At 68.3% G+C, this 12186-nt stretch carries 11 protein-coding genes and 1 pseudogene; 6 read left to right on the top strand and 6 right to left on the bottom strand.

Annotated features, from left to right (window positions below; translation table 11 throughout):
• The first annotated feature begins 77 nt into the window (after window positions 1-77).
• Together L2Z93_RS02165 and L2Z93_RS02160 are read left to right on the top strand one after the other, a co-directional pair.
• Window positions 78-650 carry an LGFP repeat-containing protein gene (locus L2Z93_RS02165; RefSeq protein ID WP_193438930.1) on the top strand — a complete coding sequence of 191 codons (573 nt, stop codon included), beginning with the start codon at window positions 78-80 and terminating at the stop codon, window positions 648-650.
• Between the two features lie 111 nt (window positions 651-761).
• Entirely contained in the window at window positions 762-1325 is a 564-nt protein-coding gene (locus tag L2Z93_RS02160; RefSeq protein ID WP_164886111.1) for an LGFP repeat-containing protein, read from the top strand.
• On the opposite strand, the gene L2Z93_RS02155 is transcribed toward L2Z93_RS02160, so the two are convergent.
• Window positions 1309-2625: a M18 family aminopeptidase gene (locus L2Z93_RS02155; protein WP_090590360.1), complete on the bottom strand. Its 1317-nt coding sequence runs from the start codon at window positions 2623-2625 to the stop codon at window positions 1309-1311. The two genes, L2Z93_RS02160 and L2Z93_RS02155, sit on opposite strands and share 17 nt — an antisense overlap.
• Window positions 2626-2678: 53 nt before the next feature.
• On the opposite strand from L2Z93_RS02155, the gene L2Z93_RS02150 reads away from it, so the two are divergent.
• Both L2Z93_RS02150 and L2Z93_RS02145 read left to right on the top strand, forming a co-directional pair.
• A complete protein-coding gene (locus L2Z93_RS02150) occupies window positions 2679-3662 on the top strand; it encodes a Dyp-type peroxidase (protein WP_090590363.1) in 984 nt (327 codons plus the stop codon).
• Entirely contained in the window at window positions 3659-4459 is an 801-nt protein-coding gene (locus tag L2Z93_RS02145; protein ID WP_090590365.1) for a family 1 encapsulin nanocompartment shell protein, read from the top strand. Before L2Z93_RS02150 ends, L2Z93_RS02145 begins: the two co-directional genes overlap by 4 nt.
• A 21-nt stretch (window positions 4460-4480) precedes the next feature.
• On the opposite strand, the gene purQ is transcribed toward L2Z93_RS02145, so the two are convergent.
• Entirely contained in the window at window positions 4481-5155 is a 675-nt protein-coding gene (gene purQ / locus L2Z93_RS02140; RefSeq protein ID WP_090590368.1) for a phosphoribosylformylglycinamidine synthase subunit PurQ, read from the bottom strand.
• On the bottom strand, window positions 5152-5394 hold the full coding sequence (gene purS / locus L2Z93_RS02135) for a phosphoribosylformylglycinamidine synthase subunit PurS (RefSeq protein WP_090590372.1): 243 nt from the start codon (window positions 5392-5394) through the stop codon (window positions 5152-5154). The genes purQ and purS overlap by 4 nt, the downstream gene beginning before the upstream one ends.
• 71 nt (window positions 5395-5465) lie before the next feature.
• On the opposite strand from purS, the gene L2Z93_RS02130 reads away from it, so the two are divergent.
• Window positions 5466-6110 (top strand): MBL fold metallo-hydrolase, encoded by a 645-nt coding sequence (locus L2Z93_RS02130; RefSeq protein WP_090590376.1) that lies wholly within the window; start codon window positions 5466-5468, stop codon window positions 6108-6110.
• Between the two features lie 228 nt (window positions 6111-6338).
• Here L2Z93_RS02130 and L2Z93_RS02125 read toward each other — a convergent pair whose 3' ends face one another.
• The 3 genes and pseudogenes from L2Z93_RS02125 to L2Z93_RS02115 all read right to left on the bottom strand — a co-directional run.
• Window positions 6339-7970 carry an IS1634 family transposase gene (locus tag L2Z93_RS02125; RefSeq protein WP_099541445.1) on the bottom strand — a complete coding sequence of 544 codons (1632 nt, stop codon included), beginning with the start codon at window positions 7968-7970 and terminating at the stop codon, window positions 6339-6341.
• Between the two features lie 287 nt (window positions 7971-8257).
• Window positions 8258-9895 (bottom strand): FAD-binding dehydrogenase, encoded by a 1638-nt coding sequence (locus tag L2Z93_RS02120; RefSeq protein ID WP_090593184.1) that lies wholly within the window; start codon window positions 9893-9895, stop codon window positions 8258-8260.
• A gap of 145 nt (window positions 9896-10040) precedes the next feature.
• Window positions 10041-10361, bottom strand: a pseudogene (locus tag L2Z93_RS02115) (alpha/beta fold hydrolase); the annotation flags it as partial.
• A 107-nt stretch (window positions 10362-10468) separates the two neighbouring features.
• Between L2Z93_RS02115 and L2Z93_RS02110 the strand changes: the two are divergent.
• Window positions 10469-11824, top strand: coding sequence for a cytochrome P450 (locus tag L2Z93_RS02110; RefSeq protein WP_090593191.1), 1356 nt, complete (start codon window positions 10469-10471; stop codon window positions 11822-11824).
• The last annotated feature ends 362 nt before the right edge of the window (window positions 11825-12186 follow it).

Below are 12186 nucleotides of genomic sequence, written 5' to 3'. Positions count from 1 at the left end.
CTAGCGCGGTGAGCCGTTTGGCGGCCGGTGTTGGCGGGTACCCGACCCGTCACCTCCACTGATGAAGGGATCTCACCATGCATAAGTCAGCAAAGCAGACCGCCGCGATCTCGATGGCCGCGCTCGGCATCACCCTGTTCGCCGCCGGCTGCTCCGACGCCGAACGCGACGATGCCGCGGCTTCGGCGACCTCGGCGGTGTCCGCCGCCACGGACGCCGCCGGTGACGCCGCCGCCTCGGCAACCTCCGCGGTGTCCTCGGCGCTCGCGCCCGAGCCCACCGTGATCAAGGGCGCCGACGGCGTCGACTACACCGTCGAAGGTGTGTTGCTGGAGAAGTACGAGGATCTCGACGACGCCTCCAAGACCGCGCTGGGCGCCCCGACCGGTGCGCAGCAGAGCAACCCCGACAACGGCGTCTACCAGCAGTTCGACGGCGGCGTGATCATCTCCAGCGGAGAGGGGTCCTACGTGGTGTGGGGCTTGATCCGGGACAAGTGGAACGAGTTGGGCGGTTCGCAGGGCGAGTTGGGCTACCCGACCAGCGATGAGACCGTCAACGACGCGGGCCAGAAGCAGACCACTTTCCAGCACGGCACCGTGACCTGGGATGAGGGCGCAACCGAGGCTGTGGTGACGCCGAGCCACTAACCCTTGTGCATGCGCACAGCGTGTTCTCAGGATCGTCCGAGAACGTCTCCGACCTGGCACTATCCGGCATCGAGGTGACGGGAACAGCCCGTCGCCCCGAGAAAGGATGTCATGCGGAACTCAACGAAGAAGACCGCGGCCGTCTCGGCGCTGGCCCTGGGGCTGGCGTTCGCCGGCATCGGCTGCTCCAACGACAAGGCCGACGAGGCCGCCGCCACCACGGTGACCGAGACCGAGGTCATCGAGGAGGTCGAGACCGTCGAGGAGCAGCTCATCCCCGGCCCGGAGGGCACCGAGCACATGGTCTCCGGGGTCATCCTGGACAAGTACAAGGCGATTCCGGAAGTCCAGCGCGAGGCGCTGGGCGGCCCGCTCGGCGACCTCCAGGAGAACCCGGACGGCGGCGTCTTCCAGCAGTTCAACGGCGGCGTGATCATCTCCTCGGAAGAGGGGACCTACGTGGTGTGGGGCAAGATCCGCGACAAGTGGAACGACCTCGGCGGTTCACAGGGCGACCTGGGCTACCCCACCAGCGACGAGATCACCAACGACGCAGGCCAGAAGGAGTCCGTCTTCGAGAACGGCGTCATCACCTGGAGCGAGGGTGACGCCGAGGCGGTGGCGACCATCGAAGAGGTCTTCATCGAAGAAGAGGTCATCACCGAGCAGGAGTGAGGAACGCGGCCAGCGCCGCCGCGTACGCCGTGACGTCGTGGGCGCCCATCAGCTCGCGGGCCGAGTGCATCGCCAGCTGGGGGGCGCCCACGTCGACGGTCGGGATGCCGGTCCGCGCGGCGGTCATCGGGCCGATGGTCGAACCGCACGGCAGATCGGCGCGATGCTCGTAACGCTGCAGCGGCACGCCGGCCTGCCGGCAGGCCAGTTCGAACACCGCGGCGGTGCGCCCGTCGGTGGCGTAACGCAGGTTCGGCTGCACCTTGAGCACCGGTCCGCCGTTGACGGTGATCAGGTGACCGGGCTCGTGGCGCTCCGGGTAATTCGGGTGGGTGGCGTGCGCCATATCGGCCGACGCCAGCACCGAGGACCGGATCAGCCGCAGGTACTCGCCACGGTCGCCGCCGTCGGCGGCCACGATGCGTTCCAGCACCGTCGGCAACAGATCGGAGGCCGCGCCGTGATCGGAAGTGGAGCCGACCTCCTCGTGGTCGAACATCACCAGCACCGGGGTGTGCGCGTCCGGTTCGGCGGCCAGCAGCGCCTCCAGCCCGGCGTAGCAGCTGGCCTGGTTGTCCAGCCGCGGCGCCGACAGGAACTGTCCGTCGCCCCACACCCTCGAGGGAGTCAGGTCATGGGTCATCAACTCGAAACTCAGCACGTCCGCGGGATCGATCCCGCTGCGCCGCGCCACCGCGGCGACGAAACCCTGCAAACCGCCCTGTCCATGCGGCGGTCCCGGCTTCGACTCGGCTCCGCAAGCTCCGCCGAGCCTCGCCGGACCGCCGGCCCACACCGCGTTGACGTGTCGCTGCGGGTCGAGCTTGACCCCGCCGCGGTCCTCGGACAGGTGGATGGCCAACTGCGGCACCCGCAGCAGCGGCTCGTCGACCCGCACCAGCCGCTGCGCAACGCCGCCGGCCCCGTCGGCGACCGCGATCATGCCGGAGACGCCGAGGTCGCGATCCAGCCAGGAGTTCAGCCAGGCCCCGCCGTAGGGCGCCAGCGCCACCTCGTGCCAGCCGGCGACCGCGCGGTCCGGGTGCTGTTTGACCCGCAGGTTCGGGCTGTCGGTGTGCGCCCCGACAATGCGGAAACCGTTGCGGGCCGCCCCATCCCAGGCGATCAGCGACCCGGCGCGGATCACGAAGAACTTCCCCGCCGCCGACTCCCAGACGTCGGTTTCGGACAGTTCCGCGTAGCCGGCGTCGCGCAGCCGCGCCGCCGCCGTCGCGCAGGCGTGGTACGGGGACGGGGAGGCGTCGATGAACTCGGCAAGTCCGGTCGCGGTCGCGGTCATATCACCATCTTTCACCTGCCGGCCGCGCCGACGCGGATTAGTCTCTGCAGAACGTGACGTCCGTGACCACCCAACCCATCCTTACCCCGCTGACACCGGCTGCGATCTTCCTGGTGCTGCGGGTGAATCCGGGCGGCGAGCAGCAGACGCACGACGCGCTCGGCGGGTTCGCCGGAGACGTCCGGGCGCTGCGCTTCCGGATTCCCGACTCCCGGCTGAGCCTGGTCGTCGGGATCGGCTCGCGGGCCTGGGACCGGTTGTTCAGCGGGCCGAAGCCGGCCAAGCTGCACGACTTCGTCGAACTGCGCGGCAGCCACCACCACGCGCCGTCCACCGGCGGGGACCTGCTGCTGCACATCAAGGCCGCCTCCGTCGACATGTGCTTCGAGCTCGGCGGCCGGCTGCTGGGCGCCCTCGGCGACGCGGTGACGGTGCTCGACGAGGTGCAGGGCTTCAAGTTCTTCGACATGCGCGATCTGCTCGGCTTCGTCGACGGCACCGAGAACCCGGTCGGCGCGCAGGCCGCCGCCGCGGTGCGGATCGGCGACGCCGACCCGGCGTTCGCCGACGGCTGCTACGTGCACGTGCAGCGCTACACCCACGATATGGCCGCCTGGAACGCGCTGACCGTCACCGAGCAGGAGTTGGTGATCGGCCGGACCAAGCTGGAGGACATCGAACTCGACGACGAGGTGAAGCCCGCCAACTCCCACGTCGCGGTCAATGTCATCACCGACGACGACGGCAGCGAGCTGAAGATCGTCCGGGCGAATATGCCGTTCGGGTCGCTGGCCGACGGCGTGTACGGCACCTACTACATCGCCTACGCCGGGAACCCGGACATCACCGAGCGGATGCTGCGGCGGATGTTCATCGGTGAGCCGGTGGGCAACACCGACCGAATCCTGGATTTCTCCACCGCGCACACCGGCGCGATGTTCTTCGTGCCGACCGCCGATTTCCTCGGCTCGCCACCGCCGCTTCCGCGTAAAGAACAATCCCTGTCCATCGGCAGTCTGAAAGGTCAACAACAGTGAACAACCTGTACCGCGAACTGGCCCCGGTCACCGACGCTGCCTGGGCGGAGATCGAGCTGGAAGCCAGCCGCACCTTCAAGCGCTACATCGCCGGCCGCCGGGTGGTCGACGTCAACAACTGCGACGCCGGGGTGGCCGCCGCGGCGATCGGCACCGGGCACCTGCGCGACGTCGACGCCCCCGCCGACGGTGTGGTGGCGCACCTGCGCGAATCCCAGCCGCTGGTGCGACTGCGGGTGCCGTTCACGCTGAACCGCGTCGACATCGACGACGTGGAGCGCGGCGCGGAAGACTCCGACTGGGACCCGGTCAAGGAGGCCGCCCGCACGCTGGCCGTCACCGAGGACCGCGCCATCTTCGAGGGCTACCCGCAGGCCGGCATCGCGGGGATCCGCACGCTGAGCTCCAACCCGCCGCTGAAGCTCCCGGAGGACACCCGGGAGTTCCCCGACGTGGTCTCCCAGGCGATGACCGAACTGCGGCTCGCCGGTGTGGACGGCCCGTACGCGGTGCTGCTGTCCGCGGACGCCTACACCCGGGTCAGTGAGGAGACCGCGAACGGCTACCCGATCCGGGAGCACCTGCGCCGGCTGGTGGACGGCGAGATCATCTGGGCGCCCGCGATCGACGGCGCGTTCGTATTGTCCACCCGCGGTGGTGATTTCGATCTGCGGCTGGGTTCCGATGTCAGCATCGGCTACCTCTCGCACGACGCCGACACGGTCCAGCTGTACCTGCAGGAGACGATGACGTTCCTGTGCTACACGGCCGAGGCGTCGGTCGCGCTGACGGTCTAGCGAGGCTCGGTGGAGGCGGTTCTAAGCCGTCAGCACCGCGTCCAGGGCCGAGTAGAACATTCCGAGCCCGTCGTCGCTGGGCCCGGTGAGCGCCTCGGTGGCGTGCTCGGGGTGCGGCATCAGGCCCACCACCCGGCCGTCGGCCGAGCAGATGCCGGCGATGTTGTTGCGGGAGCCGTTGAGGTCGTCGGTGTAGCGGAACACCACCCGGCCCTCGCCCTCGAGCTCGTTGATCGCCTCCGGCGACGCCTGGTAGCGGCCCTCGCCGGATTTCAGCGGGATGAGGATCTCCGCGCCGACGTCGTAGCGCGACGTCCAGGCGGTGCTGTTGTTGTCCACGGTCAGCCAGATGTCGCGGCAGACGAAGTGCAGGCCGGCGTTGCGGGTCAGCGCGCCGGGCAGCAGCCCGGCCTCGCACAGCACCTGGAAGCCGTTGCAGATGCCCAGCACCGGCATGCCGCCGGCGGCCGCGTCGACCACCGAATCCATCACCGGGGCGAACCGGGCGATGGCGCCGGCGCGCAGGTAGTCACCGTAGGAGAAGCCGCCGGGCACGATGACGGCGTCGACGCCCTTCAGGTCGGCGTCGGCGTGCCACAGCGGCACGGCCTCGGCGCCGGCGAGCCGCACCGCGCGGGCGGCGTCGACGTCGTCGAGGGTGCCGGGGAAGGTGATGACCCCAACCTTGGCAGTCACGACTGGTCTTCCCGCACGACGACCCAGTCCTCGATCACGGTGTTGGCCAGCAGCGACTCGGCGATCTGCTGCAGCTCGTCGTCGTCGACGGTGTCGTCGACCTCCAGCTCGAAGCGCTTGCCCTGGCGGACCGAGGTGATGCCGGGGTGGCCGAGCCGGCCCAACGCGCCGACGATCGCCTGACCCTGCGGATCCAGAATCTCCGACTTGGGCATCACCTGCACAACGACGCGCGCCACGTGCGACTCCTCGATTTCGGTATTCCCCAGATGGGGTGCGCGCCTCACTCTACCGGCGGACAATCGCGGGCATGGAACTGACGCATTTCGGCCATTCCTGCCTGCTCGCGCGCTTCCGCCGCGCCGACGCGACCATCTTGTTCGACCCGGGCAACTTCTCCCACGGCTTCGAGGGCATCACCGGTCTGGACGCCATCCTGATCACCCACCAGCACCCCGACCACGCCGACCCGGAGCGGCTGCCGGCGCTGGTGGCGGCGAACCCGGACGCTGCCCTCTACGCCGACCCGCAGACCGCGGCTCTGCTGGGCGGGGACTGGCAACCGGTCAACGTCGGCGACTCGTTGGCCATCGGCGGGTTGACGGTGCGCGGGACCGGTGGGCGGCACGCGGTGATCCACCCGGAGATCCCGGTGATCGACAACATCTCGTACCTGGTCGGCGACGACGAGCACCCGGCCGCGCTGATGCATCCCGGCGACGCGCTGTTCACCCCCGGCGAGCCGGTCCGGGTGCTGGCCACCCCGGCCGCGGCGCCGTGGATGAAGGTGTCCGAAGCGGTGGAGTACCTGCGCGCGGTGGCCCCCGAGCATGCGGTGCCGATCCATCAGGGAATCATCACCGCCGATGCCCGCGGCATCTTCTACGGCCGGCTGAACGACATGTGCGACACCGACTTTCGGGTACTGGAGCCGGAAGCGCCGTTCGCGGTTTAGCGTTCAGGATCGGCGAGCGTCGTATGCGCCCACGATTCTGGGTCAGTCGAGGATGCCATCGATATCTGCGGCGGTGGCGGCGCGGGTGAGCCAGATGTCCAGCTGGGCGAGGTCGGCGCAAGAGGCGATGCGGGCGCGGGTGTCCTCCTGAGTTAGGACATTTGGTTTAGTACCCCGATTTCCCGATTTTCGACCCGGCGCGGTGGCGTTTGTAAGGATATTTGGCGTTCAGGGCGCCAGTCCGAGGTGTTCGAGGATCTCGCGCTGGGTGGCGGGCACATCGGGTGGGAACGTCTGGGTGACGCCGTTGATGGCGATGGTCGCGCTGCGCAGTGTCCGTAGGCCTTTGACGACTTTGGCGATGGAGTACCCGGTCCGGGATTGAACGGCATGCGAGACGGCCAGTGCGGCGAACACGATCGTCAGGTGCGCTTCGATGGTTTCGCGTTGGCGATGCCAGATCGGGCGGGCGGCCAGGTCGGACTTCGACATCCGAAATGACTTCTCCACGTGCCACAAATCGTGGTACTTCGCCATGACCTCGTCCGCCGGCATGACCGTGGCCGGCACATTGGTGATGTAACCCTTCAGTCCCGCAAGGGATTTCGCCCGAGATAGTGCGGAGTCATCGAGGTGTCGGTCTTTGCCGCTGACTTTGACAAACCGCGCTGATTTCGCCGGCTGCGTTCCGTCGATGATGGCCTTGGCGCGGGCTTCCTGAGCGGCAAGGGTCTTCTGATCTCGCCGGGCCCGTTTGGCTGAGTACGCCCACACCGCCCGCCAGGCCGCCGAATGGACCTCGGGGTCCCACACGGGTTCAGCGCGCTTTGCTCGGTCGTTGACGCACTTGTTGTTGCCGTGCCGCGGGGTGACGGTGTCGATGACTTGGCCGTCGGTGAACGCGTCACCGTTCCAGTGGAAATGGGACTCCAGATCAGCTGGCGCCTTGGTTGCCCGGGAACCGACGATGAACGAGAGCCCCAGCTCATCGAGGTCCTTGAGATTCGAGGCAGACAACATGCCGGCGTCGGCGGCCACGACCATGTCGGTGTCGGTGAGCTGGTGGCGTTCCAGGAACCCGCGCACGACCGGCACAATGGTGGTGGTCTCGGCGGTATTGCCTTCATAGCAACCGATTTCGAGAGGGAACCCTGTCCGGTCGACCAGCAGTCCGACCACAATTTGAGGGTCGACCTTCCGGTCTTTCGAGTACCCGACTTTGCGTAGTCCGTCCTCGTTCTCAGCTTCCCACCACAACGTGGTGACGTCATACAAAAGGAGCGAGAGGCCGCCGCAGTCACGCGCGTAGGCGAAGCACTTCTCAGCAATGGTGTCGCGGTACTTCTTCGGCCCGACCTCATCGAGGTGACGTTGCACCGTCCGATACGAGCGCCCATCCGCGCCGAGATCGGCCAGCACCCGCAGGGAATCAAGTTTGCTGGTCGGTTCCACGATTCGGGCGATCACCAAATCCCGGAACACCGGATCATCGACCGCGTCGAACCCGAGCCAGTCATACACCGCGGCGAGGGTGTCATAGAGCAACCTCGAGCAAGTGCCGACCGTCCGGCCCGGCGGCGCCGGCGCTCCCGCGCAACTCGACGTGCCGGTCGCAGGCAGGATTCGTCGCCGGTAGTCGGCGACATCCTCGACCCGAGCTGAGCGGGCCGGGGCTTCGAAGTCCAGCGCCTCCTGGTCCCCGTGCACCAGCTGCCGGGCCTTCTCCAACAGGATCCCCAGCTCAGCATCGGTATGAGCAGATCCAACATGGGCGATGACCTGGACTTTCCCGGAATTCTTGCAGGCCACCTGCACCGCCACCGCGCCGGAGCCGGTGCGCACCTTCCGCACGTACGCCACCGCACGAATCTACCCGCTTAGTACCCCAAACCATCCACCCCAGCGAACGAACCTGCAGGTCAACGCGACGCACCCAAAGCTACCGACCAGTAATGTCCTAAGTCAGGCCAGATGTCCAGCTGGGCGAGGTCGGCGCAAGAGGCGATGCGGGCGCGGGTGTCCTCGGGGACGGTGAAGGCGCGGGTGGACACCATCCACGTCACCGGATGCTGGTGGACATGAGCTGCTCCAAATGGCGGCGTCCGGCGGCTGGCAGCGCGGAGTAGCCGAGTTCAGCGTATCGCGGGCTAGCTCTCCCGCGCCGCGGCCCGGCCCGCCGCTCGGCCGCTGAAAATGCAGCCGCCGAGGAAGGTTCCTTCCAACGACCGGTAGCCGTGCATCCCGCCTCCGCCGAAGCCGGCCGCTTCGCCTGCGGCATAGAGGCCCGGGATGGGGTCGCCGTCGTCACCGAGCACGCGGGAGTCCAGATCGGTCTCCAAGCCGCCCAATGTTTTTCGGGTCAACAGGTGCAGTTTCACCGCGATCAGCGGGCCGGCCTTGGGGTCGGTGATGCGGTGCGGGGCGACCACCCGGGACAGCTTGTCCGGCAGGTAGGCCCGGGCGCCGCGCAGCGCGGTGATCTGACCGTCCTTGGTGAACTTGTTGGCGATCTCGCGGTCCCGGGCGGTGACCTCGGATTCCACCGTCGCGTAGTCCAGCGGCGTCACGTCGGACAGCGCGTTCATCTTGTCGACGAGCTCGCGCAGCGTGGTGGCGGTGACGAAGTCGGCGCCGCGGTCGACGAACGCCTGCACCGGGCCGGGGGCGCCGGGGCGCACCCGGGCCAGCACCTGCTTGACGCTACGTCCGGTCAGATCGGGGTTCTGTTCCTGACCGGAGAGTCCGAACTCCTTCTCGATGATCCGCGCGTTGAGCACGAACCAGGTGTACGGGTGTCCGGACCGGGTGATGTGGGCCATGGTGCCGAGGGTGTCGAATCCGGGGTACAGCGGGCCGGGGAGCCGTCGGCCCGTCGCGTCGAGCCACAATGAACTCGGCCCGGGCAGGATGCGGATGCCGTGGTTGGGCCAGATCGGGTCGTAATTCGTGATGCCTTCGGTGTAGTGCCACATCCGGTCGCGGTTGATCACCCGGCCGCCGGCTGCTTCGGTGATGCCGATCATCCGGCCGTCGACGTGAGCGGGCACGCCGGTGAGCATCTGGCCGGGGAACTTGCCGAGCCGTTTGGGCCAGTTCTTGCGGACCAGCTCGATGTTGCCACCGATGCCGCCGCTGCTGACGATCACCGCGGGCGCGCGGAACTCGAACGCGCTCAGCACATTTCGGCTCGACGCCACCCCACGCGCGGTGTCAGAAGGTTCCAGCACCGCGCCGCGCACGCCGGTCACGGCGCCTTGGTCGGTGATCAGTGCGTCGACGCGATGGCGGTGGGCGAAAGTGACGCGCGGGTTGTCAAAGAGGCGGCTGGCGAAGATGTCGACCAGCGCGGGTCCGGTGCCCCAGGTGATGTGGAACCGCGGCACCGAGTTGCCGTGCCCGAGCGCGTCGTAGCCGCCGCGTTCGGCCCAACCGACGACCGGGAAGATCCTCAGCCCGCGCTGCTTGAGCCAGCTGCGCTTCTCCCCCGCGGCGAACTCCACATAAGCCTGCGCCCACCTGCGCGGCCAATAGTCCTCGTCGCGGTCGAAGCCGGCGGTCCCCATCCAGTCCTGCAGCGCGAGTTCGAAATTGTCGTGGATGCCGACCCGGCGCTGTTCGGGGCTGTCGACGAAGAACAGGCCGCCGAACGACCAGTACGCCTGGCCGCCGATATTGGCCTGGTTCTCCTGATCGAGGATGAGCACGCGTTTGCCGCGTTCCACCGCTTCGCAGGCGGCCACCAGGCCCGCCAGCCCCGCTCCGACCACGATGACGTCTGCGTCCATGCGGCTCAGGCTAACTCAGTAATGATTCCACGATGGCGAGGAATCGGTCGGGGGCCGAGGAGAGCGGCACAGTGCGGCGGCGAGCACGCGCCTCTGCGGAGAGCAGGCCCGCTCGATGGCCCGGGCCTGGACCTGACGGTCAAGGTCACTCTGAGCCTTCATATAGCCGGCCACGATTCGTGGGGAAGACCGTGCGCAGCACCGTCGGGGTTCCCATCGCGCGGGAGAAGCCCCGTATGGCCGCGTTGAGCGGCGTGAATCCGCCGGCCTGGACCAGGATGAGCTTATCGACGCGGCCTGGGTCGGTGATGGCCAATCGGGCGGCGGCGAACCCGCCGACCGAGTTGCCGATCAGCGTGACGGGCGGCAGGGCCAGATCGCAGACCACGTCCGCGAGAGCGTCGGCCAGCAGGTCCGCGGCGAGGATTTCGGGGTGCTGCGGCATGGATGAGTCGCCGCAGCCGGGCCGGCGTACGGTTCCCTTCCTTCCGCGACTCGAGGCCGTTGACCACGGCCGACCGGCGACGTACCGTCAGGTGGTACCCATACGTACCAATCGTTCGAGGCGGCGCCATGGCCCAGCAGACCACCGACCCCGTCCGGCTGCCACCCGGACCGCGGTTGCCGAAAGCCGCGCAGGCCGGCGCGTTCCTGCTGAACCGCCGCCGTGGACTGCGCGCAGTCGCGGACCGCTACGGCCACGCCGTCACGCTCAACCTGCCGATCTTCGGGCAGACGGTGGCGCTCAGCGATCCGGCGCTGATCAAAGAGGTGTTCACCGCCGGCCCCGATCTGGTGGGCCGAGCGGGAAACCTCGGTCAGATCTTCGGGCCCGGATCGACCTTCAGCCTCGATGGCGAGCAACACAAGCAGCGACGCAAACTACTGATCCCCGCATTCCACGGGACGCGGATGCGGGGCTACGAAGGCCTCATCGAGGAGGAGGTGCTGCGCGAGACCGCGCACTGGCCCGACGGCGCCGAGTTCCCGACCATGCCGTCGATGATGCGCATCACGGTCAAGGCGATCCTGCGCGCGGTGTTCGGCGCCGAGGGCGCGCTGCTCGACGAACTCGCCGACAAGCTGCCCAAGGCGGTGGAGTCCGCAGCGCAGCAGGCGGTGCTACCGCCGTTCCTGCGGGTCGACCTCGGCCCGTGGAGCCCGTGGGGCCGGGTGCAGCGACTTCGCCGCCGCTACGACGAGATCATCGCCGAACTCATCGCGATCGCGCTGGCCGACCCGGACTTCGAACAACGCGAGGACATCCTGTCCCTGCTGCTGCGGGCCCGCTACCCCGACGGCAGCGCCATCACCCACGAGCACATCGCCGACGAGCTGCTCACCCTGCTGGCGGCCGGGCACGAGACGACGGCCACCACCCTCGCCTGGGCCTTCGAGCGGATTCGCCGGCGCCCGGATCTGCTGAGCCGACTGTCGGAGGAGGCGGCGGCCGGCCGCGGGGAGCTGCGCCAGGCGGTGATCTGGGAGGTGCAGCGCAACCGGCCCGTCGTCGACCTGACCATCCGGGTGGCGCGCGTGCCGATCCAGTTGGGGCCCTGGGTGCTTCCGGCGGGCACCCACCTGATCGTCGCGATCGGCCTGACGCACGAGGATCCCGCCAACTTCGACGAACCGGACGGCTTCACTCCGGACCGGTTCCTCGGCGGGCACCCGGACACCAACCTGTGGATCCCGTTCGGCGGCGGAGTGCGGCGCTGCCCCGGCGCGGCGTTCGCCAACATGGAGATGGACACGACCCTGCGAACCGTCCTCACCCGATTCGACATCGAGCCCACCGAATCGCCAGCCGAGAAGATTCATTCCCGGGGTATCGCCACCGCGCCGGCCGACGGCGGCCGGGTCGTCGTGCGCCGACGCGCGGTCGTGGCGCCCGACGTCGTCGCTGCCGCTCAGAACGGCGGTTCGTAGCAGCGCGGTTGCTCCGGGGGCGCGGCGGACTGCCGGGGGCGCATCGACGGAGCTGACGCCGCCGGAGTGCGTCAAATCACGCGGACGCGGCGGCGGGGCGCATCGGCTGAGAACTCATGGCGGCTTGTGAGACATCCGGGCGGTGGCGCCCATCGATTGAGAAACCAGGGACGCCAGTGAGGCCTCAGGGATGCAAGTGAGACACCAGGGCGGCGATCTTCATCGAGTGAGAAACCAGGGACACGTTGTTCGAGTAACCCCCACCCGCATGTCTCACTCGATGAAGATCACCACCCTCACGTCTCACCGAGCCACCTCAGTTCTCAAACCCCTACCTGGTTTCTCACTCGATGAACCACCCC

This window comes from Mycolicibacterium brumae (assembly GCF_025215495.1).
GTDB lineage: Bacteria > Actinomycetota > Actinomycetes > Mycobacteriales > Mycobacteriaceae > Mycobacterium > Mycobacterium brumae.
This window is presented reverse-complemented; position numbering and strand designations above follow the sequence as displayed.